The sequence below is a fragment of the Janthinobacterium aquaticum genome, from assembly GCF_009208565.1.
In the GTDB taxonomy this organism is placed as follows: Bacteria; Pseudomonadota; Gammaproteobacteria; order Burkholderiales; family Burkholderiaceae_D; genus Janthinobacterium.
In genome coordinates, this window is sequence record NZ_WFLK01000010.1 from 59,930 (window position 1) to 83,608 (window position 23,679).

23 protein-coding genes are annotated in these 23,679 nt (G+C 62.7%); 6 read left to right on the forward strand and 17 right to left on the reverse strand.

The genetic code is table 11. The annotated features are described in order from the left end of the window. Positions 1 to 42: 42 nt before the first annotated feature. The 11 genes from trpB to GCM43_RS16320 form a co-directional block, all read right to left on the reverse strand. Positions 43 to 1,290: a tryptophan synthase subunit beta gene (gene trpB / locus GCM43_RS16270; RefSeq protein ID WP_152246123.1), complete on the reverse strand. Its 1,248-nt coding sequence runs from the start codon at positions 1,288 to 1,290 to the stop codon at positions 43 to 45. After that, on the reverse strand, positions 1,283 to 1,966 hold the full coding sequence (locus GCM43_RS16275; RefSeq protein ID WP_152246125.1) for a phosphoribosylanthranilate isomerase: 684 nt from the start codon (positions 1,964 to 1,966) through the stop codon (positions 1,283 to 1,285). The genes trpB and GCM43_RS16275 overlap by 8 nt, the downstream gene beginning before the upstream one ends. A gap of 26 nt (positions 1,967 to 1,992) precedes the next feature. After that, positions 1,993 to 2,823, reverse strand: a complete 831-nt coding sequence (truA, locus tag GCM43_RS16280) for a tRNA pseudouridine(38-40) synthase TruA (RefSeq protein WP_193315643.1) — start codon at positions 2,821 to 2,823, stop codon at positions 1,993 to 1,995. Between the two features lie 214 nt (positions 2,824 to 3,037). After that, a complete protein-coding gene (locus GCM43_RS16285) occupies positions 3,038 to 5,575 on the reverse strand; it encodes a FimV/HubP family polar landmark protein (RefSeq protein ID WP_152246127.1) in 2,538 nt (845 codons plus the stop codon). A 172-nt stretch (positions 5,576 to 5,747) separates the two neighbouring features. Beyond that, positions 5,748 to 6,875, reverse strand: coding sequence for an aspartate-semialdehyde dehydrogenase (gene asd / locus GCM43_RS16290; RefSeq protein WP_152246129.1), 1,128 nt, complete (start codon positions 6,873 to 6,875; stop codon positions 5,748 to 5,750). A 45-nt stretch (positions 6,876 to 6,920) separates the two neighbouring features. Next, complete coding sequence (gene leuB / locus GCM43_RS16295) at positions 6,921 to 7,991, reverse strand: 3-isopropylmalate dehydrogenase (RefSeq protein ID WP_152246131.1); 1,071 nt, start codon at positions 7,989 to 7,991, stop codon at positions 6,921 to 6,923. Between the two features lie 75 nt (positions 7,992 to 8,066). Continuing rightward, the gene (gene leuD / locus GCM43_RS16300; RefSeq protein ID WP_152246133.1) at positions 8,067 to 8,714 is read right to left on the reverse strand and encodes a 3-isopropylmalate dehydratase small subunit; all 648 of its coding nucleotides are present in this window, start codon (positions 8,712 to 8,714) and stop codon (positions 8,067 to 8,069) included. A gap of 40 nt (positions 8,715 to 8,754) precedes the next feature. Beyond that, positions 8,755 to 8,877: a lipoprotein gene (locus tag GCM43_RS16305; protein WP_152246135.1), complete on the reverse strand. Its 123-nt coding sequence runs from the start codon at positions 8,875 to 8,877 to the stop codon at positions 8,755 to 8,757. 83 nt (positions 8,878 to 8,960) lie between these two features. After that, a complete protein-coding gene (leuC, locus tag GCM43_RS16310) occupies positions 8,961 to 10,364 on the reverse strand; it encodes a 3-isopropylmalate dehydratase large subunit (RefSeq protein WP_152246137.1) in 1,404 nt (467 codons plus the stop codon). Between the two features lie 276 nt (positions 10,365 to 10,640). After that, complete coding sequence (locus GCM43_RS16315; protein ID WP_152246139.1) at positions 10,641 to 12,530, reverse strand: chemotaxis protein CheA; 1,890 nt, start codon at positions 12,528 to 12,530, stop codon at positions 10,641 to 10,643. Beyond that, positions 12,530 to 13,375 (reverse strand): protein phosphatase CheZ, encoded by an 846-nt coding sequence (locus GCM43_RS16320; RefSeq protein ID WP_152246141.1) that lies wholly within the window; start codon positions 13,373 to 13,375, stop codon positions 12,530 to 12,532. Before GCM43_RS16320 ends, GCM43_RS16315 begins: the two co-directional genes overlap by 1 nt. 455 nt (positions 13,376 to 13,830) lie before the next feature. Between GCM43_RS16320 and GCM43_RS16325 the strand changes: the two genes are divergently transcribed. The 6 genes from GCM43_RS16325 (at position 13,831) to GCM43_RS16350 (ending at position 18,285) form a co-directional block, all read left to right on the forward strand. Next, positions 13,831 to 14,298: a universal stress protein gene (locus tag GCM43_RS16325; RefSeq protein WP_152246143.1), complete on the forward strand. Its 468-nt coding sequence runs from the start codon at positions 13,831 to 13,833 to the stop codon at positions 14,296 to 14,298. A gap of 135 nt (positions 14,299 to 14,433) precedes the next feature. Then, positions 14,434 to 15,078 carry a response regulator gene (locus GCM43_RS16330; protein WP_152246145.1) on the forward strand — a complete coding sequence of 215 codons (645 nt, stop codon included), beginning with the start codon at positions 14,434 to 14,436 and terminating at the stop codon, positions 15,076 to 15,078. A gap of 340 nt (positions 15,079 to 15,418) precedes the next feature. Further along, entirely contained in the window at positions 15,419 to 16,228 is an 810-nt protein-coding gene (locus GCM43_RS16335) for a Crp/Fnr family transcriptional regulator (protein WP_152246389.1), read from the forward strand. A 206-nt stretch (positions 16,229 to 16,434) separates the two neighbouring features. Next, complete coding sequence (gene hemP, locus GCM43_RS16340) at positions 16,435 to 16,608, forward strand: hemin uptake protein HemP (protein ID WP_152246391.1); 174 nt, start codon at positions 16,435 to 16,437, stop codon at positions 16,606 to 16,608. A 77-nt stretch (positions 16,609 to 16,685) separates the two neighbouring features. Further along, positions 16,686 to 17,021, forward strand: a complete 336-nt coding sequence (locus tag GCM43_RS16345; protein WP_226929517.1) for a hypothetical protein — start codon at positions 16,686 to 16,688, stop codon at positions 17,019 to 17,021. Between the two features lie 34 nt (positions 17,022 to 17,055). Then, entirely contained in the window at positions 17,056 to 18,285 is a 1,230-nt protein-coding gene (locus GCM43_RS16350; protein WP_152246147.1) for a DUF2325 domain-containing protein, read from the forward strand. Positions 18,286 to 18,386: 101 nt separating this feature from the next. Here GCM43_RS16350 and GCM43_RS16355 read toward each other — a convergent pair whose 3' ends face one another. From GCM43_RS16355 to GCM43_RS16380, 6 genes are all read right to left on the reverse strand, one after another. Beyond that, positions 18,387 to 18,938: a glutathione peroxidase gene (locus GCM43_RS16355; protein WP_152246149.1), complete on the reverse strand. Its 552-nt coding sequence runs from the start codon at positions 18,936 to 18,938 to the stop codon at positions 18,387 to 18,389. An 80-nt stretch (positions 18,939 to 19,018) separates the two neighbouring features. Then, complete coding sequence (locus tag GCM43_RS16360) at positions 19,019 to 20,392, reverse strand: sulfite reductase subunit alpha (protein WP_152246151.1); 1,374 nt, start codon at positions 20,390 to 20,392, stop codon at positions 19,019 to 19,021. Between the two features lie 8 nt (positions 20,393 to 20,400). Beyond that, positions 20,401 to 21,453, reverse strand: a complete 1,053-nt coding sequence (locus tag GCM43_RS16365; protein ID WP_226929518.1) for an FAD:protein FMN transferase — start codon at positions 21,451 to 21,453, stop codon at positions 20,401 to 20,403. Next, positions 21,453 to 22,277, reverse strand: a complete 825-nt coding sequence (locus GCM43_RS16370; RefSeq protein ID WP_152246153.1) for a DUF4198 domain-containing protein — start codon at positions 22,275 to 22,277, stop codon at positions 21,453 to 21,455. The genes GCM43_RS16365 and GCM43_RS16370 overlap by 1 nt, the downstream gene beginning before the upstream one ends. 12 nt (positions 22,278 to 22,289) lie before the next feature. Next, positions 22,290 to 22,805, reverse strand: coding sequence for a DUF2271 domain-containing protein (locus tag GCM43_RS16375; RefSeq protein ID WP_152246155.1), 516 nt, complete (start codon positions 22,803 to 22,805; stop codon positions 22,290 to 22,292). 38 nt (positions 22,806 to 22,843) lie between these two features. Next, entirely contained in the window at positions 22,844 to 23,494 is a 651-nt protein-coding gene (locus GCM43_RS16380) for a PepSY-associated TM helix domain-containing protein (RefSeq protein ID WP_152246157.1), read from the reverse strand. Positions 23,495 to 23,679 lie beyond the last annotated feature (185 nt).

Here is a 23,679-nt window from a genome sequence, read left to right on the forward strand (position 1 = left end):
TGAAGGAAATAATAGATAGGAGGCAGTTTTCTTCAGCCAAAATCAGCTGAAATCAAGCCCCATCCGCTCCGCCACGGTATGCATGTCCTTGTCGCCACGGCCCGACAGGTTGGCCAGCACGATCTGGTCTTTCGGCAGCGTTGCCGCCAGCTTGGCCGCGTAGGCCAGCGCGTGCGACGATTCGAGCGCCGGGATAATGCCTTCGATATGGCAGCAGTCGTGGAAGGCCTGCAGCGCTTCATCGTCGGTAATCGACACATATTGCGCGCGGCCCGAGTCCTTCAACCACGCATGTTCCGGCCCCACGCCCGGATAGTCGAGGCCGGCCGAGACCGAATGGGTTTCGATAATCTGGCCATTGTCGTCCTGCAGCAGATAGGTGCGGTTGCCGTGCAGTACGCCCGGATAGCCGGCCGTCAATGACGCCGAGTGCTTGCCCGTATCGAGCCCTTCGCCAGCGGCCTCCACCCCGATCAGCTTGACGCCCGGCTGGTCCACATACGGGTAGAAGATGCCCATGGCGTTCGAGCCGCCGCCGATGCAGGCCAGCACATAGTCGGGCTGGCGGCCCGTCATTTCCGGCATCTGCACCAGGCACTCTTCGCCGATCACCGACTGGAAGTCGCGCACCATCATCGGGTACGGGTGTGGGCCAGCCACGGTGCCGATAATGTAGAAGGTGTTTTCAATATTGGTGACCCAGTCGCGCATGGCTTCGTTAAGCGCGTCCTTGAGCGTCTTGGAGCCGGACTCGACTGGGACCACGGTGGCGCCCAGCAAACGCATGCGGTACACATTCTGCGCCTGGCGCTTGACGTCTTCGCTGCCCATATAGACCACGCATTCGAGGCCGAAGCGCGCGCAGATGGTGGCTGTGGCCACGCCGTGCTGGCCGGCGCCGGTCTCGGCAATGATGCGCGGCTTGCCCATGCGCTTGGCCAGCAACGCCTGGCCGATCACGTTGTTGATCTTGTGCGCGCCGGTGTGATTCAGGTCTTCGCGCTTGAAGTAGATCTGCGCGCCGCCGGCCATTTCCGACCAGCGCTTGGCGTGGTAGATCGGCGAAGGGCGGCCGACGAAATGCTTGAGCTCATAGCGGAACTCTTCGAGAAACTCGGGGTCGGTACTGTAGCGCGCATAGGCGTCCTTCAGTTCGGCCAGCGCGTGGGTCAGCGTCTCGGCCACGAAGGAGCCGCCATAGGGGCCGAAATGGCCGCGGGCGTCAGGATATGGGTAGTTGGCGGCGTGGAACAATGCGGCGGCTGCGCCGGCGTTGGCGTGGTCAGTCATGATGTAATCCTTTGGCAATAATGGCATCGGCCTGCAGCACTGCGGCCACGAAGGCGCGAATGCGGGAGGCGTCCTTGATGCCCTTGGACGCTTCGACGCCACTGCTGATGTCGACCGCGTAAGGGCGTACCTGCACCACCGCCTCAGTGGCGGTTTGTACGCTCAAGCCACCACTCAAAACGACCCGAGGCGCGAGTTCTTCTGGAATAAGGGACCAATCGAATGCCTTTCCTGCACCGCCATAGGCGTCCACGTAAGTATCGAGCAACAGGCTGGAAAACAGTGGACTGGCGGCGCGATAGCGCTGCTCGTATTCTAGCAAATCGGCAAAGCTTGTGTCAGGTCTTACACGAAACACCTGATTGTAGGGCCGGTTGACGGCAGCGGCCAGCACCGCGCTGTGCTCGGGCGTCTCGTCGCCGTGGAACTGCAGCAGCGACAAGGGCGCTGCTGCCAGCGTCTGCTGCACTTCCTCCACGCTGGCGTTGACGAACAGGCCGACCGTGCTGACATACGGCGGCAGGCCGGCCATCAGGCTGGCAGCCTGCTGTGGCGTCACGTAACGCGGGCTTTTCGGGTAAAACACAAAGCCGATGGCATCGGCACCAGCCGCGACCACGGCGGCGACGTCTTCCGGCCGGGTCAGGCCGCAGATCTTGATACGGGTACGGGACATGTTCTCTCTCAGGTCGATGGCGACGCTTAAAACCAAGGCAACTGGCTGGAGCTATCCTGCGGCAAGCCCCATTTGGGATCGTAGTCGATCTTCGCCAGGTACAGGCCGTCGGGCATAAAGGTGGGCGCAGCCGCATGGCGGTCGCGGCTTTCCAGCAGCTGACCCAGCCATTCAGGCTTTTCACGGCCGCTGCCCACATACACGAGCGAGCCGACCAGGTTGCGCACCATATGGTGCAGGAAGGCATTGGCGGTAATCGTAAAGACGACCAGCTCGCCACGGCGTTCAATGCGGATATCGTGCATCAGCTTGACCGGCGACTTGGCCTGGCACTGCGCGGCGCGAAATGCCGTAAAGTCGTGCCAGCCCAGCAGCGGCTGCACGGCTTGCTGCATCAGTGCGATATCGAGCGGACGGAAAAAGAAACCGGCACGCCCTTCAAGCAGCGGCGAACGGGTCGGATTGTTATACAGCACATAATGGTAGCTGCGTGCGCGCGCGCTGAAGCGGGCGTGGAAGAAATCATTGACGGTGGGGTCGCCTTCCAGCGCGCTGGCCCAGCGCACGGCAATCGACGGCGGCAGGAAGGCATTAACGCCGCGCACCCACGAGTGCATATCGCGCTGCAAGGTGGTATCGAAATGCACCACCTGCTCCAGCGCATGCACACCGGTATCGGTGCGCCCGGCACAAGTGGTAGCCAGGCGCACGCGGGCAAATTTCTCCAGCGCATTTTCCAGCTGGTCCTGCACCGTCAGCCCGCTTTCCTGTTTCTGATAACCATGCCAGGCCGTACCGTCATATTGCAGGCCCAGGGCAATGCGCTGCAGCGGCAGCGCGGTAGTAGTAGTTTGCATGGCAGCATTATACCGGCGTGCCGTGGATGAGATTGGAGCGTAGGTCGGATTAGGCCCTTCGGGCCGTAATCCGACAACACCGCCGAAGCCAACAATACCCACCAACGTCCGAGCCAACACTGTTGTCGGATTACGGCCCCTGCGGGGCTTGACTCCACCGATGCCCGCGCCAACAATGTTGTCGGATTACGGCCCCTGCGGGGCCTAATCCGACCTACGCCAGCAAGGCGCGCATGGTGTTGGCCTTGGCCACTTGCTCAGGGCTGCCGCCCTTGATGACTTCATCGATCAGCTCGCGCGCGCCTTCGCGGTCGCCGATTTCCTGGTAGGCAATGGCCAGGTCGAGCTTGGTGTCCATTTCCATATGGATGGCTGACAGCGGATCGTCCACGCCTGCATGGGCGGCCTTGTTTTCATCGAGGTCCAGGTCGATGCCGGTCAGGTCGAATTCAGGCGCCGGGGCCGCGGGCGGCTGGGCAGGTGGCGTCGGCTGGTCGAACTGCGCCAGGGACGGCGCCGGTGCCGGCGCGGCTGGTTCAGGCGTATCGAGATCGAAATGCGCCAGATCCACTTCTTTCAATGGATCGGGCAGCGGCGTCAGGCCAGGACCGACGCCGTTGACCGGCGTGCCGGGCGGCTCCAGGTCCAGGCCGAAATCCATGCTGGCGTCAAATTTTGCTGCCTCGTCGGCCTCGGTGCCGGCCTGTGTGACAGGCCCGGGCATCGCGATCGGGTCATTGGTCAATACCGGTTCAAAATCGAGACTGTCCAGGTCGAAGTCGAGCCGCTCGCGCGCATCGCGCGCCGACGCGCCCGATGCCACCACCGGGGCGACCGACGGCAGCGGTTCGGACAGCGTGCTGTCGACCAGCGGCAGGTCCACGCTTTGTCCGTGCAGGCCATCGTCGAGCGGTTTGGACAGGCTGACCACCGCGTCGGCATCGGCGTCGCCATACAGGGGATTGTCCGGGTCGAGCGCCACGCCCATCGCGGCGGCCTGTGCCCATTCGTCGCCGACACCGCGCGTCTGGCTGTACAGCTCGCCTGCCTGGGCCTCGAACGTGGCCGCATCGTGGCGCGCCGAATAGATTTCCAGCAGTTTCAGGCGGGCCGCCTGGTTGTCGGGATGGGCGCGCAGCGCTTCCTTGAGGATTTCTTCGGCCTGGCCGTCGCGTCCGTAGGCGATATACACATCGGCTTCGGCGACCGGGTCGACTTCGTTGCTACCCAGGGCAGCGGCGCCGGCAGCTGCCGTTGCCCCCGCCGCGGCGCCCATGCCTGCGGCCGCTGCGGCGGCAGCAAACGGATGCTCGCCCGGCGCCGGTGTCGGGGCTGCCGGCTCGTCCGGTCCCAGCGTTGGCGCAATATGCTCTTCCAGCGGCGGCGGTGGCGGCACGTCTTTCTTGCGCCGTGCAATCACCAGCGCCGCTACCGCGGCCAGCAAGGCGGCCAGGCCCAGGCCTACCGCGCCCAGATGGTCGCTGATCTTGTCGGCAAACGACGGCTCCAGCGGCGACGGTTTTTTCGCCAGCGGCACCGGCTTGGTTTTCGGCACCGGCGGCTGCGCAGCAGGCTCGCTGACCGCTGCGCTGGCACTGGCAGGCACCTCTTCCGGCTTGGCCGGCGACGGCGCGCTCTTGTCGGCCATCGCCTTGTTCTTAACCGCCATCAGGTTTTCCAGGTCGCTGACGTTCTTTTCCAGCTCCTTGACGCGCGCCGCCGCTTCTTCGGTCTGTTTGGTCTTGGCAATCTTGTCTTCGTCGCTGGCGGCGGTGCTGTTGCCGCCAGGCTTGGCGGCCGACTCCGCTTTTGACAGCTTGAGCTTGTCTTGTGCTTCGCTGACGGCGGTCGGTTTTTCCTGCACGCGGGTGGCGCCGATCTTGCCGGTCGTGCTTTGCGCCGCTTCGGCAGCACGCGCAGGCTTGCTTTGTGCAACTTGCCCGGCCAGCCGGTTGCGATAGGCTTCGAAGTCCACCGCGTGCGCCGTGACCACGCGCTTGGCCTCGGCCGCGTCGGTGGCGCGCACGGCGTCCGCTGCCGGCACGGCCAGGATGCGCCCGGCCTGCATGCGATTCATGTTCTGCCCGGAAAACGCATCGGGATTGGCGCGGTACAGGGCCACCAGCATCATGTCGAGCGACACGCCCGACGGCTTGAGCTCGCTGGCGATGCGGCTCAGCGTATCGCCCTGACGCACCCGGTAGTCGGTCTTGCCGCTGTCCGCCGGCTTTTCAGCCTCGGCAGCCTTGGCTGGCGCAGCCTGCGGCGTATCCTTGGCGCCCTTGACGGCAACCGGCGCGGCAACCTGGGCGCCACGCGTGCGACGCGCTTCGGGCGTATCGAGCACGAACGCGTATTCGCGCACCTGGCGGCCATTTTTGCCACTGAGTTCGATCAGCAGGTTGACCAGCGGCTCGGCCAGTGGCTCGGCCGAGCTGATGCGGATAAACGGCTTGCCGGTACGCGTCTCGATGGCAAACGTCAGGGCGCTCAGGGCAGGATTGAGTTCGACCACGGCTTGGCGATAGGCGTCCGGCGGCGCCAGTTTGGCCAGCAGCGTCGAGGTTTCGCCGGGTTTAATGGCCGACAACTCCACTTCAGCCCGCAGTGGCTCGCCCACGGCGGAGAGCACCGTAATCTTGCCAAGCTCGGCAGCGTAGGCTGCGGGCGACAACAGGACCGCACAGGCGATCGCGCTGCTGAGGGTTTTGACGGCAAGGGAGGCGCCCCGGGGGCGGATGTGTGCGGACATAGTTGGAGGTATTTTAGTTGACGTGGGAAAACTGTTACTTTTCCAGATGTATCAACATATCATTACGCCCACAGTGATGCAAGCACCGCTTCATTGCCGCTTGCCCGGCGAAAGGCGAAAAAAAGGCCGGGAAAAGCTTCCCGGCCAGCAATCAGTTCATTCGTTACGGCACTCAGGCATCAAGCAAGATGCGCAGCATGCGGCGCAGCGGCTCGGCAGCGCCCCACAGCAGCTGGTCGCCTACGGTAAAGGCCGACAGGTATTCGCCGCCCATGCTCATCTTGCGCACGCGGCCTACCGGAATGGTCAGGCTGCCGGTCACGGCCGCTGGCGAGAGCTCATGCACCGACGCTTCGCGCGTGTTCGGCACCAGCTTGGCCCACTGATTGCCGCCCGCGATGATGTCGTTGATTTCGTCGAGCGGCACGTCTTTTTTCAGCTTGATGGTCAGCGCCTGCGAGTGGCAGCGCATGGCGCCGATGCGTACGCACAGGCCATCGACAGCAATCGGTGCGCTGCCGAAGTCGGCGCCGCGGCCCAGGATCTTGTTGGTTTCGGCGCCGGCCTTCCACTCTTCCTTCGACTGGCCGTTGCCCAGGTCCTTGTCGATCCATGGAATCAGGTTGCCGGCCAGCGGCGCGCCGAACTGCTTGATTTCATCAGGGCTGTAGCCATGCTGGGTGGCCAGCACCTGGCGGTCGATTTCCAGGATGGCGGAAGCAGGATTGTCCAGCAGCGCCTTGACAGAACCGTTGATGGTGCCGAACTGGGTCAGCAGTTCGCGCATATGCTGCGCGCCGCCACCTGAGGCTGCCTGGTAGGTCATCGACGTCATCCAGTCGATCAGGTCGTGCTGGAACAGGCCGCCCAGGCCGATCATCATGCACGATACAGTGCAGTTGCCGCCGATATAGTTCTTCACGCCCTTGCCCAGCGCGTCCTTGATCACGTGCAGGTTGACCGGATCGAGCACGATTACAGCGTCTTTTTCCATGCGCAAGGTTGAAGCAGCGTCGATCCAGTAGCCGTCCCAGCCGGCGGCGCGCAGCTGCGGGAACACCGCGCTGGTGTAGTCGCCGCCCTGGCAGGAAATGATAATGTCGCACTTGGACAGTTCGGCGATATTGTTGGCATCCTTGAGGATGGTTTCATTCTTCGCCATGGATGGCGCTGCGCCGCCCGTGTTCGAGGTGGTGAAAAACACCGGTTCGATATGGGCGAAATCGCCCTCTTCCTGCATGCGATGCATCAGGACCGAACCGACCATACCGCGCCAACCTACCAAGCCTACTAATTTCATTACCATTCCTCAAAATGTGGCGGCGGCTGCCGCCATTGAATAATTTTATCCCAACGCTTTCACAACCGCATCGCCCATCGCCTCGGTGCCCACCAGGGTGGTGCCCGCTTCGTGGATATCGGCCGTGCGCAGGCCCTGCGCCAGGACCTTCTTGACTGCCGTCTCGACGCGGTCGGCCTGCTCTGCGCGGTTAAGCGAGTAGCGCAGCATCATCGCCGCCGACAAAATGGTGGCCAGCGGATTGGCAATGCCCTTGCCGGCAATGTCGGGGGCTGAGCCGTGCGAAGGCTCGTACAGGCCCTTGTTGTTGGCGTCGAGCGAAGCCGATGGCAGCATGCCGATCGAACCGGTCAGCATGGCGGCGGCGTCCGACAGGATGTCGCCAAACATATTGCCAGTGACCATCACGTCGAATTTCTTCGGCGCCCGCACCAGCTGCATGGCGGCGTTGTCGACATACATATGGTCGAGCGCGACGTCCGGGTACTCCTTGTGCACATCGGTAACGATGTCTTTCCAGAACTGGAATGTTTCCAGCACATTGGCCTTGTCGACGCTGGTCAGGCGCTTGTCGCGCTTTTGCGCAGCCTGGAACGCCACGTGGGCGATGCGGCGGATTTCGCCTTCCGCATAGCGCATGGTGTCGAAGCCTTCGCGCTGGCCCTTGAACGGACCGTCCGGGCACTCGCGCACGCCGCGCGGCTGGCCAAAGTAAATATCGCCGGTCAGTTCGCGGATAATCAGGATATCCAGGCCCGACACCACTTCAGGCTTGAGTGTGGAAGCGCCCGCCAGTTCCGGATACAGAATGGCCGGACGCAGGTTGGCAAACAGGCCCAGGTTCTTGCGCAGACCCAAAATAGCCTGTTCAGGACGGAACTGGCGCTCGAGATTGTCGTACTGGTAGTCGCCCACGGCGCCGAACAGCACCGCGTCGGCGGCCTTGGCCAGCGCCAGCGTACCTTCAGGCAGCGGATGGCCGTGCGCCGCATAGCCGGCGCCGCCGACCGGCGCGCTTTCCAGCTCGAACGATTCGCCCAGCACATTCAATACCTTGACCGCTTGCGCAATGATTTCAGGACCGATACCGTCGCCGGGCAAAATAGCAATTTTCATGTTTTACCTAGAAGTGATGTGGACGTGTCTGAAAAACGTACAGGGCAAGGCGCCATGGACGTTTTTTCAGGCATGTCAGATAGTGTTGGCCAGCCAGGGCTGATTATGCAAATGACGTTCCTCGAAGGCGCGGATATCGTCAGCATGGCGCAGCGTCAGGCCGATATCGTCCAGGCCGTTGATCAGGCAGTATTTGCGGAAAGCATCGATCTCGAACGGATACGAGACGCTGCCATTACTGGTGCGCACGCATTGCTGATCGAGGTCGACCACCAGCTTGTAGCCAGGGAAGGCTTTCACTTCATTGATCAGGTGATCGACCTGGCTTTCCGACAGCACGATCGGCAGCAGGCCGTTCTTGTAGCAGTTATTGAAGAAGATATCGGCAAACGACGGCGCAATAATGGCGCGGAAACCATACTGGGCGAGTGCCCACGGCGCGTGTTCGCGCGAGGAGCCGCAGCCGAAATTCTTGCGCGTCACCAGGATCGAGGCGCCCTGGTAGCGTGGCTCGTTGAGCACAAAATCCGGGTTGAGCGGGCGGCGGCTGTTGTCCTGGCCCGGCTCGCCGTGATCGAGGTAGCGCCATTCATCGAACAGGTTGGGGCCGAAACCGCTGCGGTGGATCGATTTCAGGAACTGCTTTGGAATGATCGCGTCGGTATCGACATTGGCGCGGTCGAGCGGCGCAACCAGGCCTTCGTGTATCGTAAATTTATCCATGCTATCTGTACTCGGTAGGACGGGCAGCGCCCGTCACGGTTTATTTTCCGCCAGCGCCAGTAACGACCTGGCCGACTTTCTGCACGTCGCGGCCGATGCCGGAGACGGTATTGCAGCCGGACAGGATGACGGTGGCGATCAGCAGGGCGAAGATTTTTTTCATGGTGGGCTCACAGGTTTTCAAGGGATGATGGCAGCAGTGTAAACCAGCAGCGGCAGGGAGAGGGGGCAGAAGCCCCCGCTCACTCATCGAAAACTGCGCACATCCACAAAATGCCCGGCAATCCCCGCCGCTGCCGCCATCGCTGGCGACACCAGGTGGGTACGCCCGCCCTGCCCCTGACGGCCTTCGAAGTTGCGGTTCGAGGTCGAGGCGCAGCGTTCGCCCGGATCGAGGCGGTCTGCGTTCATGGCCAGGCACATCGAGCAGCCCGGTTCGCGCCATTCGAAGCCGGCGTCGCGGAAGATACGGTCCAGCCCTTCGCGCTCGGCCTGTTCCTTGACCAGGCCCGAGCCCGGCACCACCATCGCCAGCCTGACGTTCGAGGCGCGCTGCTTGCCGCGCACCACGGCGGCGGCGGCGCGCAGGTCTTCGATGCGCGAATTGGTGCACGAACCGATAAACACTTTATCGATACGGATGTCTTCGATGGCGGTATTGGGTTTCAGGTTCATGTAGACCAGCGCTTTTTCCATCGCATCGCGCTTGACGCTGTCTTTTTCCTGGTCCGGATCGGGCACGCGGCCATCGACGCCGACCACCATCTCGGGCGAAGTACCCCAGGTCACCTGCGGACGGATGTCGGCTGCGTTCAACGTGACGACCAGGTCAAAGCGCGCACCCGGGTCCGAATGCAGCGTGCGCCAGTAGGCAACAGCGCTGTCCCACTGCGGTCCGGCCGGCGAAAACGGACGGCCCTTGACGTAATTGATGGTGGTGTCGTCGACGCCGATAATGCCGGCGCGCGCACCGGCCTCGATGGCCATGTTACAGACCGTCATGCGCCCTTCCATCGACAGCGCGCGGATGGTCGAGCCGCCAAACTCGATACAGTAGCCGGTACCGCCGGCCGTGCCGATCTTGCCGATAATGGCCAGCACCACATCCTTGGCGGTCACGCCGACCGGCAGCGCGCCGTCAACCTGCACCAGCATGGCTTTCGATTTCTTCTGCAGCAGCGTCTGCGTGGCCAGCACGTGCTCGACTTCCGAGGTGCCGATGCCGTGCGCCAGCGCGCCGAAAGCGCCGTGGGTGGACGTATGCGAGTCGCCGCACACCACCGTCATGCCCGGCAAGGTGGCGCCCTGCTCAGGGCCGATCACGTGCACGATGCCCTGGCGCTTGTCGTTCATGTTGAAATACGTCAGGCCGTAATTCTTGGCGTTCTTGTCCAGCGTTTCAACCTGCAGGCGCGAGACCGGGTCGGCAATGCCGTCAACGCGGCTGGTGGTCGGTACGTTATGGTCGGCCACGGCCAGATTGGCCGAGACGCGCCACGGCTGGCGGTTCGCTTCGCGTAGCCCGTCAAACGCCTGCGGACTGGTCACTTCGTGCACCAGATGGCGGTCGATATACAAAATGGTGGTGCCATCGTCTTCGGCACGCACAACATGGGATTCCCAGAGTTTGTCGTAAAGCGTCTTCATCATGAGTTATGCAGCAGTGCTACATTGCCTGTAGTAAGTAAACAGTCGAAAATCAACAATGATTATGCCATATTTTGCGCAAAGCAGAACCAAAAGCCAGCGCTACGCATGACCGACGATACAAAATTCGGCTCCAATTGCCGGTATCGACAAAAAATTGCTGACACATAAAAACAGCCGCCGGACTCCGGCGACACCAGCCTGCCAATCAACACGAAAAAAAACCCGCTGCAGTCACGCTGCAGCGGGTTCGGTGTCATGCTGTCTGTTTTTTTCGTACTAGGCAGCCATGCGCACAGTTCCCCTGCAACCATCCATCAGGAACGATAGGCCTACCACCAGCACCAGTTCGCCTTCGGCCGAGCGCGCGGTACCGGTAATGCCGTCCACGGTAATGGCGGTCATCGGCTTGATCACCAGGTCGGCAGTGCCGTCGACGGCGGCCACGGCCAGGATATACGGCTGTGGCGCGGCAACAACAATACCGACGCGCTCGCTGCACGACTCGTAGCCAAGGGCGCCAGCCAGCGAACGTACCGGCAGCGGACGGCCCTGGTCTTTCAGCACCGGCGCACCGCCCACTTCCATGAACGTTTCCGGCAGCTCGACCACGCGCTGTACCACCGCCATCGGCAGCGCCAGTGCGGCGCCCGAGGTCGATACCAGCATGGTCGGCACGATCGACAGTTCGATCGGCAGGCGGATGGCAAACTTGGTGCCCTTGCCCAGCGCCGACTCGATATGGATGGCGCCGCGGTTTTTCTCGACCGCCGTCTTGACCACGTCCATGCCGACGCCGCGGCCCGACACGCTCGAGGCCACTTCCTTGGTCGAGAAGCCCGGCAGGAACACCAGCTGGAAGCATTCGTCGTTGCTCAGCTGGGCATTCTCGCTGATCAGGCCCTTCTGCTGCGCCTTGCTGCGCAGGAAGACCGGGTCCATGCCCTTGCCGTCGTCCTGCAACACGATCATCACGCTATTGGCTTCCTGCCAGGCCTTGAGCGAGATATACGACTTGGCCGGCTTGCCCGCTTTCACGCGGTCTTCCGGCGACTCGACGCCATGGTCGAGCGAGTTGCGCAGCATGTGCACCAGCGGATCGTACAGACTGTCCACCACCACGCGGTCCACTTCGGTTTCCGCGCCTTCGATGGTCAGTTCAACATCCTTGCCCAGATCCTTGGCCAGCTCGCGCACCAGGCGCGGGAATTTCTGGAACAGACGGCCGACCGGCTGCATGCGCGTGGCCAGCGTGGCGCGCTGCAACTCGGTCGAGTAGCGCGATGCGCGTTCCAGCGTTTCGGCCAGCGTGGCCATCAGGGTCGCGGCCTGGCCTTCGAATTTGAACTGCAGCAGGCGTTCAAGCAGCACGGCAGCCTGGTTGGCCGCCTGCACCGATTCGCCGGCCACTTCCAGCAGCGCATCGAGCTTGACGGCGTCGACACGGATACTGTCTTCCTTGACCGGTGCGGCATGGCGCACGTCGGGACGCTCGTCGCGGCGCTCCACGCCATCCCAGTTCTTGCCGGCGGCAGCAGGCTTGGCTGCAACAGCTGCCGGTGCAGCGGACGCTGCCGGGCTGGCAACAGCGGCAACAGCCACCGGTGCGGCTGGTGCCGCTGCCAGCTGGCTGCCAGCCGGCACCACGGCGTTGTACAGGCTAATCCAGTCCAGGCCGCCTTCGCCCGATACTGGCGCTGCTGCTACCGCAACAGGGGCAGTAGCAGGGGCGGACTCGGCTACTGGTGCAGCTACCGGTGCAGCAGGGGCGGCAGCCGGCGCATCCTTGCCTTCGATGGCGTTGGTCAGTATATGTTCGAGTTCTTCCGGCATGGCCGGCAGGCTTTCCGGCGGGGCGCCGTTGGCCAGTTCGGTCAGCTGGTCGGCCACGAAGCCGGAGGCCTGCAGCGCCGCCTCGATGGCCAGCGGCGTGACGGGTGCGGCGCCCGTGCGCAGCGCGTCAAACAGGTTTTCGGTCAGATGGCAGGCCGCCACCAGCGCTGGCAGGCCCATGAAACCGGCACCGCCCTTGATGGTGTGGAAGGAACGAAACACCGCGTTGAGCGTTTCCTTGCTATCGGGATCGCGCTCCAGATGCAACAAGTGCTCTTCAACATTGACTGCAAGATCCATCGCCTCGACGACGAAATCCTTGAGCATATCGTCCATTAGAATCCCAAATCAGCAAGAAGGTCGTCGACATTGTCCTGATCGAGCGCCACCGACGGCACCGATGGTCCCTGCATCAGCGGCGCTTCCAGTTTCTGCGCCAGCTTCTCGCGCACCTCTGGCGGCGCGTTGTCGCGCAGCAGCTGGGCCAGCTCGTTTTCCACCGTCTTGGTGATAATGACCACTTTCTTGATCAACTGGCCGGTAATGTCCTGGAAGTCCTGGGCCATCATAATTTCCAGCAAGCGTGCTTTTTCCGCTTCCGTGGCTTCTGCCACGGCTTGCGCAAACTGGCGCGAGTCGCCGGCCAGCGCCTTGAATTCTTCCAGGCTCAGCTTGCCATCGAACAGCGCTGTCCAGCGGCTGTCCATGTCCTTGGCCTTTTTCGACAGCACATCTTGCGCTGGCATGCCTTCGTCCAGGGTATTCAAGACCTTGTTGGCGGCCTGCTCGGTCAGCGTGGCCACGTATTCCAGGCGATCCTGCGCATCGACGATCTGCGACGACGCTTCGGTCAGCGCCTTGTCGTAGCCGAGCTCGCGCAGCGAATCGTGCAGCAGGCGCACGATGCCGCCCAGGCGCTCGAACATCGGCTTGTCGGCCGGATCGATAGGGTCGACGCTTTCGGCCGGCTTGGCTGGCTCGGCAGCTGGCGCGGCGGCAGCTGCGGCTGGCGCAGCAACAGCGGCCGCTGGCGCGCTGGCCGACACGGCGTCGAACAGTGCATCAAAATCGTCATCCGCCACGGCGGCGGGGGCAGCGGGCGCGGCAGCCGGTGCTGGCGCCTCTCGCTGGGAAGAAACTTCATCAAATAATGCGTCGAAATCATCAGCGGCGTTGGTCATATCCCTGCTTCTCCATAATTTGTCAAAATTCCGCCTGAACTGTGCGTTTTACAGACTGATACCCGCAATTTCTCGATTAAGATGATTTGAGGCAATACCGCTGCGATGGTGCGAGTGTAGCAGGGCGCGCCCGGGTTGTTCAATCTGAAAAAGCGCTGACAGGCATAAAGCAGGCTTTCCACACCATTTCCACGCGGAAATAAGTATTTTCACTGTTGTATTTTGAAATACTACCATTGGTGTGCATACAAGACTATGCATGTGCGCTGGAATCATACGCCCAGCCGGACACGACTGCACGCCCGACCACAAAAAACGGCCCGCCATGACAATGTTGTCTATACTGAAGCTGCACCAGTGTTGATAATTATCAAGTCTTTACATGCATCCATGCACGCCGCGCCGTCTACAATTGGACACCTTGCGGCTGACAGTCCACCTCGGAAGGAAGCACCATGTACAAGAAAATCCTGATTGCCACCGACGGTTCGGCCGTCTCGAACCTGACCGCCTGCGCCGGCGTCGCGTTCGCCGAACAGATGCAGGCCGACGTGCTGGTACTGTATGTGGCCCCCGAATATCAGTATCCGGTATATATCGAAATCATTCCGCCCAGCTATCCCAGCGAGGAGGAATACCGGATCGCCATGCGCAAGGCCGGCGTCAGCCACTGGCAGCCGGTGCTCGATGCCGCAGCGCGGCGCAACCTGGAAGCGACCGGCATCACGGCTTTTTCCGACACACCGGCAGGCAAGATCGTTGAAGTGGCGCAACAGCAAGGTTGCGACCTGATCTTCATGGGCTCGCATGGCCGCAGCGGTTGGGGCCAGTTGCTGCTGGGCAGCGTGACCAACAAGGTGCTGTCGCACTCGACCTTGCCGGTGCTGGTTCACAGGCTGATCAAGGAACCTGCGCCACAATAACCGGCCAACGCCATTTAAAAAACATCCAATAAGTGATGGACCCGGGCACGCCAATTTCAGTTAAGATTGAGATGACAAGATTTCTTATTTCTTAACAGTTGCCTGGCGCAAACCGCCCTTACCGATAGCTGGCCTATGATACGCATTGTGATTGCCGACGACCACACCATCATGCGCGAGGGACTCAAGCGCATACTCGACGGCGCCCCCGATATCGATATCGTGGGCGAAGCCATCGACGGCTTTGAAGTGCTGAGCCGGGTGCGCCAGGGCGGTTTCGACCTGCTGCTGCTTGACCTGTCGATGCCAGGACGCAGCGGCGTCGACCTGATCCGCCAGATCCGTAGCGAAGCGCCCAAGCTGGCCATCCTGATCCTCACCATGCACGAGGAGGAGCAATACGCCGTGCGCGCCATCCGTGCCGGCGCACAAGGCTGCCTGACCAAGGAAAGCGCCGGCACCCAGCTCGTTGGCGCGATCCACAAGGTCGCTTCGGGTCGCCCCTATATCAGCGCCGAGGTGGCCGAACAGCTGGTGCTCAACATTATGATGCCCAACGAGAGCCTGCTGCACAAGCAGTTGTCGGACCGCGAGTTCGAGGTATTTTCCCTACTCGTGGCAGGTAAATCCATTACCGAGATCGCCAACAATCTGCACCTGAGCGTCAAGACGGTCAGCACCCATAAAACCCGCATCATGCAAAAAATGGGCATGAGCTCTTTATCGGAAATGGTGCAATACGCCGTGGCCCACCGCCTGCTGTCCCCCTTCAAGACCTGATTCCGCCCGCCTATCTCTCTGTAGGATCAATCCTACACAAGCTAGCTCTGCACCTACTGCCATATTCAGCCCCTGCTGATATGCATCCCGTTCGCCTGTTGGCATACTGAAACCAGTAATTAAGTGCTGGAAACTAAGTTGCTGAAAATTCTGCTGCAGAACAAAACCATTCAAACCCGTGCATGAAAAGCACCGGGCGCCAGCGCAGCCGCATTCCGATGCAATCGCTCGCCGAGCCTCGCCATTCCACTGTCCAAGCTGTCATCAGGAGATGAACATGTTGTCCACGCTACCATCTGAACACCGCCCTGCACCTTCGTCGCTGGCGCCATCGATGCCGATGGAAGCGGGACGCCAGCGCCAGGGGCGACTGTGGTCCAACCTCAAGGAAGTCTGCGACCTGCTGCGTATCGCCACCATCAGCACCGTTGCCGCCGACGAACTGCTGTTCCAGCATGTGCAGTTCAAGACCGGCCAGCGCATCCACACGATCGGCCAGCCGTTTGACACCTTGTACATCGTCAACTCGGGCTTCCTGAAAACCGTGCTGATCGATGAATTCGGCAACGAGCAGGTGCTGAGCTTTCCCATGAAAGGCGACATGCTGGGGGTGGACGGCATCCATACCCGCCATTATTCATCGGAAGCGGTGGCGCTGTCCGACTGCGACCTGATCTTGTTGCCGTTCAAGAAGCTGACGGCGCTGGGCCGCGTGCACCTGGAACTGGAAAACGTCATGTATGGCGTGATGAGCCGCGAGCTGGTGCGCGAACAGGCGATGATCGGCATGCTGGGCGCGCTCAGCGCCGAGGCGCGCGTGGCGCGCTTTCTGGTTGCGCTGGCCGAGCGCTTTGCACTGATGGGCTACTCCAGCAAGCTGTTCAACCTGCGCATGACGCGTCATGAAATCGGCAGCTATCTGGGCCTGACGCTCGAGACCGTCAGCCGTACCTTGTCGGCCTTTAATGAAATCGGCCTGATCACGGTTGACCAGCGCACCATCGGCATCAAGGACCCCGACGCCCTGAAAACCCTGCGCCGCCTGCCGCCTTCGCGCTCGCGCGCCAAGCAGCTGGCCGCCGCCCGGCTCAAGGCCGACGCGGGTGCCGCCAGCCCTGCCACTGCCACGCCCATGCTGGCCACCATGTAACACCTGGTCTGCCAGACCGGCCCCGCGCGCAGCGCTGCTGCACGCGGGGCTTTTTTTCATGATGGCAGCTGCGCCAGCGCCTGCAAATAATGCGCGTCCCCACGTAAATAAGGCTTGCTTTTCCTGCCACCTTCAACAATAATGCAAATACGAATCATTCTCAACTGAGACAAAAAGGAAAGCACATGCACAGCTCAAAACCCGCCATGGCAATGGATGCTCCCAAACTGCACGCCCGCCCACCGGTGATGGTGCAGCCCGCCCGCCGCATCACCAGCGAGACGCTGCTGCAGCAGGGTCGCGAGATCGAAATCGAGCACAGCGGCAAAATTTACCGCTTGCGCGTCACGCAGCTGAACAAGCTGATCCTGACTGCCTGAGACAGTCCCGTTGCGGGCCGGCCTGGTTCCTCCCCCGGCCCCGTATCATTTCGTATCGAACCGCACAGGAGCGACGCATGGCGCCACAGCAAATTGATCCGACTGCCGCACCGCCGAGCGGCCAGCAACCCGAACTGATGCTGTCGGCCGTACTGCACCTGATGTCGCATTACCACGCGCAATACGCCAGCAGCGGATCCTGCCCGAAACTGGCGTCGAGCATCGAACGCCATCTGCAGCTGCTGTCCGAGCTGCCCAACCTGGCGCCCGTGCTGCGCGCCACCTGCCAGCAACTGTCGCAACAATGGGCGCTGATGATCGAGCCGACACTGCCAGCATCTGCCAATCCATCGCTGCTGGAACGCATGGGCCGCTTGCTTGCCCCCAAACGCCCCACGCCGCTGGCGCACTGATACCGCCTTCATCTACTCCGCCACAGGAACTGCCATGTGTGACAAAGACCAAGCCCTGCCCGCCATCAGCAACTGTCACAGCGCAAGCGCCGATTCCGCTGCGCTCGCCTCGCGCCGGCGCCGGCTGTGGGAGCTGTCGCACACCTGCCACTGCCCGCTGGTCGGGGTCGGCCTGCCGCTCGCTTACCTGCGCAAGCTGGTCGGCAAGATGACCAATGGCCGCGTGCTGGCCGACGATTACGAAGTGCATGTGGGCGCCGTGACCGAATGCGGCGCGCGCAACCGCCTGTCCGAAGCGCTGCAAAAAGAACTGGAACGCCGCTATGCGCCCGTGATCCTGCGCTTTCGCGTCGCCAAGAGCACCGAGCAGGTGGCCAGCCTGTGGCGCAGCGCGGTGGCCAATGGCGATGTGGCCGGCGCGTTCTGGGCCGGCCTCACGCATGCGCGCTGCGATGCGGAACTGGAAGAGCAGATGTGCCGCGACCTGCACATGATCCAGCATCAGGCTGGCGCCTGCGTGCGCGCCGACATGGGCAAATTTACTGCTCTGCAGGAAGACCATGCGCGCCTGACGCATGAGCTGGCCAGGCTGCAGCAGCGCAACCAGGCTTTGACTCAGGAAAAAACCGGTGAACTGGAGCGCCAGGAAGCGCAATTGCTGCGCGCGCGCGCCGACGCCATCGGCAAGGACGCCGTGATCGACGCGCTGCGCGCCGAACTGGCGCAGCTGCAAGCGGCGGTGCCGGAACTGGAGTCGCGCACCAGGCTGCTCGAACGCCTGGCGCAAATGGATGAGCGCGAAAAAGAATTGCGCCTGCAAATTACCGAACTGAAACAGGCACAGCCACGCCCAGCCGTCAGCGCGCCGCCACCGGCGCCCAAGCTGGAAGTACAGACCGGCGGCAAGCTCAAGATGCCGATCCGCCTGGTCGACCAAAGCGTGCTGTGCGTGGGCGGACGCAGCGGCAATGTCGCCACCTACCGCGCCCTGATCGAACGCGTCGGCGCCCAGTTCGCCCATCACGACGGCGGCCTGGAAGACAACGCCAACCTGCTCGACTCGAGCCTGGCCGCGGCCGACCTGGTGATCTGCCAGACCGGCTGCATCAGCCACAGCGCCTACTGGCGCGTAAAGGACTACTGCAAGCGTACCGGCAAGCGCTGTGTGTTTATCGACAACCCCAGCATCTCGAGCCTGGCGCGCGGGCTGCAGGAAGTGAGCGGTGAGCTGGCCGGGCAGGGGGCGGTTGGAACAGCAAGCTGAAGCGGCTGCGTCAGCAAGTTCTGGTCGATACCGCGTAGGTCGGATTAGGTCGAAGACCGTAATCCGACAACATTGTTGACAGTAATTGTCAGATTACGCGCTCAGCGCTGCAACTCCCGCTCAATCGCCTCGCGAAGCAAGGCGTCGTCCGGCGTGACGTCAGGTGCAAAACGCCCCGCCACGCGGCCGTCCTTGCCGATCAGGAACTTCTCGAAGTTCCACAGCACATCGCTCGGTTGTTCCTGGCTGATGCCGTAGCTGGCCAGCTTGGCGCGAAAGCCGCTGTCGGGCTTGTCCTGTGCCTGCGGCTGGGCCGCCACCAGTTGCTGGTACAGCGCATGCTGGCCTGGCCCCTTGACGGTGATTTTTTCAAACATGGGGAACTGCACGCCGAATTTGCTGGTGCAAAAATCGGCGATCTCGTCATTGCTGCCCGGCTCCTGGGCGCCAAAGTCGTTGGCGGGAAAACCGGCCACCACCAGGCCGGCTGCCTGTTGCTCCTGGTACAGTTTTTCCAGTGCTTCATACTGCGGCGTCAAGCCGCAGGCCGAGGCCACATTGACCACCAGAATCACCTTGCCGCGATAATCGCCCAGCGTTGCGTCACTGCCATCGATACGTTTGAGGGGGATGTCGTAGATGCTGTCGCTCATATTGCCTCCTTTGCCGAAAACACCATGATAGCCTTGTGCGCGCCGGCCTGCAGGCTGGCGCGCACAAAGTCAGCCCAGGCTCAATAGACGTCGCGGCAATAGCGGCCTTCTGCCGCCAGTCCATCGAGCGCCGGGCGCCCCAGCAGGTCTTCCAGCGCCTGGTCAACGCCGCCGGCCATGCCGGCCAGGCTGCCGCAGATATAGATGGCCGCGCCCTGCCCGATCCACCGCTTGAACTCATCGGCGTGCGTGCGCAGGCTGTCCTGCACATACAGGCGCTCCGGCTGGTCGCGTGAAAACACCACGTCCAGGCGCGGCAGGTCGCCGCTGGCGTGCCAGGCTTGCAGCTCTTCGCGGTAATGGTAGTCGTGCGCGGCGTTGCGCTCGCCAAAGATCAGCCAGTTGCGGCGCTGACCAGCCAGTATCCGGCTCTTCAGATGGCCGCGCAGGCCGGCTATGCCACTGCCATTGCCGATCAGGATCAATGGGCGCTGCGCGTTGTGCTCCAGGCGGAAGCGCCGGTGCGCACGCAGGCGCAGCTGCACCAGGTCGCCCGGCGCGCTGTGCTGCGTCAGCCAGCCCGACGCCAGGCCCAGGCTGCCATCGGGATGGCGGTGCTGGCGCACCAGCAGGTGCACGCTGCCGTCATGCGGAATCGAGGCGATCGAGTATTCGCGCGGCTGGGCCGGGTCAGATGGCGCTGCCACCTGCACCAGGTCGCCCGACTGCCAGTCGGGCAAGGCGCCGGCAGCTGGCGCCAGCTCGAGATGGAACACGGCGCCGCCGGCACTGCCGCAATTGAGTTCGCGGCGCGCCAGCAGGCGCCAGTCGTCAAAGGCCGGCGCGCTCCAGTCCGGCGCATCGCTGGTGCCGGCCAGATGGCTCAGGTGCTGGAACCACGCGCCGATGGTATCGGCACAGTTGCGGTCGACCTCGATGCGCTCGAACAGTCGCGCCGCACTTTGCGAGGCCAGCCAGTTGTCGAGCGCCCGACCAAAGCCGCAATACTGGCCGTAGCTGCTGTCGCCCAGCGCCAGCACCGCGTAATGCAGCTGTGGCAGCGGCACGTCGCCCGCCGCGCGCGTCATCAGGTGCTGCACAAAGGCAGCGGCGTTGTCGGGCGCATCGCCCTCGCCGTAAGTGCTGATCAAAAACAGCGCGCGCTCGCTGCGCTGCAGGTCATCGAGCGTCACTTCGGCCAGCGCACACAGGCGCACGGCCACACCGGCCAGTTGCAAACTGTGCGCCGTCTGCGTGGCCAGCTCTTCGGCATTGCCGGTCTGACTGGCATACGCGACCAGCCAGGCGCGCTGGCCGGCCAGTGCAGCCGTGGCCGCCTCGGCAGCGCGGCGCTTCTTGCGCGCGCGCAGCCACGGCGCCAGGCAGACGCTGGCATAACTGAGGGACAACCCGGCCAGCAGCACCAGGCGCGTCGTATCGTGCGTAAAAATCATGGAAACATTCAATCGTCAAGCATGGCCTGCATCGGGCTGCTCAAGGTTTCGCGGAAACGGTCGCCGTCGCGCTGCAGGAAGCGCGCCGCCAGCCCCTGCCGCTCGGCCAATGCCAGGCCATCGTCTGCGCCCAGCACCGTCAGCGCGGTCGACCAGGCGTCAGCGGCCATGCAATGCGCATGCACCACCGTGACGGAGGCCAGCTGGTTGTTGATCGGCATGCCGCTGCGCGGATCGATGGTGTGGGCAAAGCGCGCCTCGCCGTGACGGAAAAAGCGCCGGTAGTCGCCCGAGGTGGCGACCGACAAACCATGCAGCGCCAGCATCATCTCCGGCGGCTGCAGGGCAGCATCAAGCCCGCTTTCGCCGGCGACCTGCTCCAGCATGACCCACCAGGGCTGGCCGTCGGGCTTGCTACCGGCGCCGCGCAGCTCGCCCCCCACTTCCACCAGGTAATGCTGCACGCCCTGGCTGTCGAGATAGCGCGCCAGGCGGTCCACGCCATAGCCCTTGGCCACCGCCGACAGATCGAGCTGCAGTCCACCCGGCTGCTGCACGCGGCGCGCCGGCAGATCGCACTGCAGGTGCTGCCGCTGGTGCTGGTGCTGCGCCAGCAGGTCGCTTACCTCAGCCTGCACCGGCGGCACGAAGCCCTCTTCATCATAACGGTTGCGCGGACCGAAACCCCAGCGGTTGACCAGCGCACCGGCGCAGGGATCGTAGGCGCCGCCACTGGCCTCGGTGACCTGCAGGGCAAAGCCCAGCACTTCGCAAAAAGCGGCCGGCAGCACCTGCCAGCTGCCAGCTTGAGCGCGGTTGAAGCGGCCCAGGTCCGAGGTCTCGCTCCAGTGGCTCATTTGCGCCACCACCAGGTCGAGCTGCTGCTGCAGGCCCAGCTGCAGGTCAACGCTGCCGGCGCGCCCAGGCGTGACCGGATCGAGCAGGCGCACCGACCAGCTGGTGCCCATCGTCAAGCCGCGAAAATCGCGGATCGCGGCGCCTTCGGGCGCCAGCTGGTCGGAAATGTGCTGCGGCAGCAGAACCCGGCGCGTACTGTGCATTACTCTGGCAGCACTTCCACCGTGGCCGCATAGGTCATGCGACGCTCGGGCATGGCTGGCGGCTGGCCGGCCACGGCCGGTGCGGCCGCTGGCCAGCTGCTGCTGACGTAGTACATACCGGCTGCCGGCACCGTAAAGGTGATCTCGCCCTTGGCGTCGGTGCTCTGGCGGATTTCACCGAGCACGCCGCGGTAGCGCACGCCGCCGGGCACCAGGCTGAACGCCTGGTTGGCAGCAGGTTTACCGTCGACCAGGAAACGCCAGGTGGCTTTTTCACCGGCGCGCAGGTCGTTCGGATGGGTGACCGGCACCAGCTCCAGGCCCACGCCGGTCGGCTTGAACACTTCATTGCTGGTTTCCGCATTGCTGAAGAAGGTTTCCAGGCGGCCTGCGGTGCGCGTGACTTTCAGATCCTGCGCGTCAGCCGGCACGTCTTTCTTGAACGTTTCTTCATTGCCACGGAAGCGCTTCTGCTCGCCGCCCACTTTGTAGTTGGCAAACACGGTCTGCGACACGATGGCCGCCTTGTAGGTGCCAGGCTTGACCATCTTGACGTCAAACACGCTGCGCAGACGGCCGGTAATCGCGTTCGACGGTTCAACTTTGGCGCCATCCGGGCCGATTACCTGCAGCTGGTCCAGGCGCAGCGGCTGGTGATCGATTTCAAACAGGCCCTCGGAAATGGCGGCGTCGACCGTGACCCAGGCGTCCTTGCTTTCCACCATGGTGCTCGATGGCACCATCCACGGACGATGCGCATGGGCGCTCAGGGCCACGCCGGACAGGGTCAGCACGATCAGGGTCTTGTTCAGTTGCTTCAACATGATAGGCTGGCCTTATGGTTTGAGTTGGACGAGGACGTTACCGAGTTCTTCCTTGCCTTTGGCCGGCACCGACTGGGCCGACTTGGACGGCCACTGGAACGGCACGCGCACCAGTTCACGGCCGCCGGCTTCGCGCGCCGCTTCCACCACCAGCTGGTATTCGCCAGCCGGCAGCTTGTCGAGCATGGCTTTCGCACCAGGGAAGGTCAAGGTATGCTCGCCCGGCGCGCGGGTAGCGCCGCTGACGCCATCGACCGGCATGGCCAGGTCGCGGCCGCTCTTGCGCCACCACTGGCGCATGTCCTTGAGCCATTTCTCGCCCGCCTTGTCTTTTTTCTTGACGTCATACAGCACCGCCAGGTTGCCGACCACTTTCTGGTCGGCCGACTCCAGCCATGCCGCCACGTACGGGCGATGATATTCGGCCACGTTCAGTTGCGGGATTTCAAGCTTGAGGGTCAGGTCGGCCGCCATGGCCGAGGTGCCGATCAGGGGAAGGCCGAGCGCAAGGGAGTAGCGTAATTTCATGGTGTGCCTGTCAAAGTGAAGAAAAAATCAGTGGATAATCAGTGGATAAACAGCAGCGCAATGGCGCAGGGAATCAGGATGCCCAGGCCGACCATCGGCCAGGTCAAGGGACGGTTTGTTGCGTGGAACTTCAGGATCAGCAGGCCCGTCACGCAGAACACGATGCACAGGCCGGCAAAAATATCGATAAACCAGATCCAGGCCGTGCCGGTATTGCGGCCCTTGTGGACGTCGTTCAGCCAGGAAATCCAGCCACGGTCGGTCAGCTCATATTCGGCGGCGCCGTCTTCCAGGCCGATGCGCACCCAGGCGTCGCCGCCGGCCTTGGGCAACGGCAGATAGACCTCGTCGAGGCTCCATTCGGCCGGCCGGCCGCCCGCATTGAGCGACCATTGCTGCTTGAGCCAGCGCTCGGCGCTGTCGGGCATGGGCGCATTGGCGCCATCATGCTTGCCGGCATACGCGGACAATTCGCTCAGCAGCGGCGGCGGCAGCACCGCTTTCTGGCGCGTAATGGCAGGCTTGGCCTCGATCTGGCTGGCGTGGTTGAGGGTAATGCCGGTGATGGCAAACAAAAACATGCCCAGCAGGCAAAGCGCCGAACTGATCCAGTGCCACTGGTGTAACTGTTTAAGCCATACGGCGCGGCTGGCGTTGCTCTGGGCCTTGTCGGCGTTGGCTTGCTTCATTTCCTGTTTCTACCCTTAGCTCGGCTTTATTGTAAAGATTATCCAATAAATGATAATGATTATCATTTATTAAGTCAATATCAGAGTGCGCTAGTGCAACAACGTTTTGTAACAACTCAGATACATGCGCGTCTGACAAGCCGGCAGGCGGATTGGCCTTCACGGTACGGTGTCGTACAGAGTGC

Coding starts and splice junctions, on each gene's coding strand:
- GCM43_RS16315 (WP_152246139.1), bottom strand. CDS start 12,530: ATGGACGATATGCTCAAGGATTTCGTCGTCGAGGCGATGGATCTTGCA.
- GCM43_RS16285 (WP_152246127.1), bottom strand. CDS start 5,575: ATGTCCGCACACATCCGCCCCCGGGGCGCCTCCCTTGCCGTCAAAACC.
- GCM43_RS16380 (WP_152246157.1), bottom strand. CDS start 23,494: ATGAAGCAAGCCAACGCCGACAAGGCCCAGAGCAACGCCAGCCGCGCC.
- GCM43_RS16350 (WP_152246147.1), top strand. CDS start 17,056: ATGTGTGACAAAGACCAAGCCCTGCCCGCCATCAGCAACTGTCACAGC.
- leuC (WP_152246137.1), bottom strand. CDS start 10,364: ATGATGAAGACGCTTTACGACAAACTCTGGGAATCCCATGTTGTGCGT.
- GCM43_RS16330 (WP_152246145.1), top strand. CDS start 14,434: ATGATACGCATTGTGATTGCCGACGACCACACCATCATGCGCGAGGGA.
- GCM43_RS16360 (WP_152246151.1), bottom strand. CDS start 20,392: ATGATTTTTACGCACGATACGACGCGCCTGGTGCTGCTGGCCGGGTTG.
- GCM43_RS16305 (WP_152246135.1), bottom strand. CDS start 8,877: ATGAAAAAAATCTTCGCCCTGCTGATCGCCACCGTCATCCTGTCCGGC.
- truA (WP_193315643.1), bottom strand. CDS start 2,823: ATGCAAACTACTACTACCGCGCTGCCGCTGCAGCGCATTGCCCTGGGC.
- hemP (WP_152246391.1), top strand. CDS start 16,435: ATGGCAATGGATGCTCCCAAACTGCACGCCCGCCCACCGGTGATGGTG.
- GCM43_RS16335 (WP_152246389.1), top strand. CDS start 15,419: ATGGAAGCGGGACGCCAGCGCCAGGGGCGACTGTGGTCCAACCTCAAG.
- GCM43_RS16325 (WP_152246143.1), top strand. CDS start 13,831: ATGTACAAGAAAATCCTGATTGCCACCGACGGTTCGGCCGTCTCGAAC.
- GCM43_RS16345 (WP_226929517.1), top strand. CDS start 16,686: ATGGCGCCACAGCAAATTGATCCGACTGCCGCACCGCCGAGCGGCCAG.
- GCM43_RS16370 (WP_152246153.1), bottom strand. CDS start 22,277: ATGTTGAAGCAACTGAACAAGACCCTGATCGTGCTGACCCTGTCCGGC.
- GCM43_RS16355 (WP_152246149.1), bottom strand. CDS start 18,938: ATGAGCGACAGCATCTACGACATCCCCCTCAAACGTATCGATGGCAGT.
- trpB (WP_152246123.1), bottom strand. CDS start 1,290: ATGACTGACCACGCCAACGCCGGCGCAGCCGCCGCATTGTTCCACGCC.
- GCM43_RS16365 (WP_226929518.1), bottom strand. CDS start 21,453: ATGCACAGTACGCGCCGGGTTCTGCTGCCGCAGCACATTTCCGACCAG.
- leuD (WP_152246133.1), bottom strand. CDS start 8,714: ATGGATAAATTTACGATACACGAAGGCCTGGTTGCGCCGCTCGACCGC.
- GCM43_RS16320 (WP_152246141.1), bottom strand. CDS start 13,375: ATGACCAACGCCGCTGATGATTTCGACGCATTATTTGATGAAGTTTCT.
- leuB (WP_152246131.1), bottom strand. CDS start 7,991: ATGAAAATTGCTATTTTGCCCGGCGACGGTATCGGTCCTGAAATCATT.
- GCM43_RS16375 (WP_152246155.1), bottom strand. CDS start 22,805: ATGAAATTACGCTACTCCCTTGCGCTCGGCCTTCCCCTGATCGGCACC.
- asd (WP_152246129.1), bottom strand. CDS start 6,875: ATGAAATTAGTAGGCTTGGTAGGTTGGCGCGGTATGGTCGGTTCGGTC.
- GCM43_RS16275 (WP_152246125.1), bottom strand. CDS start 1,966: ATGTCCCGTACCCGTATCAAGATCTGCGGCCTGACCCGGCCGGAAGAC.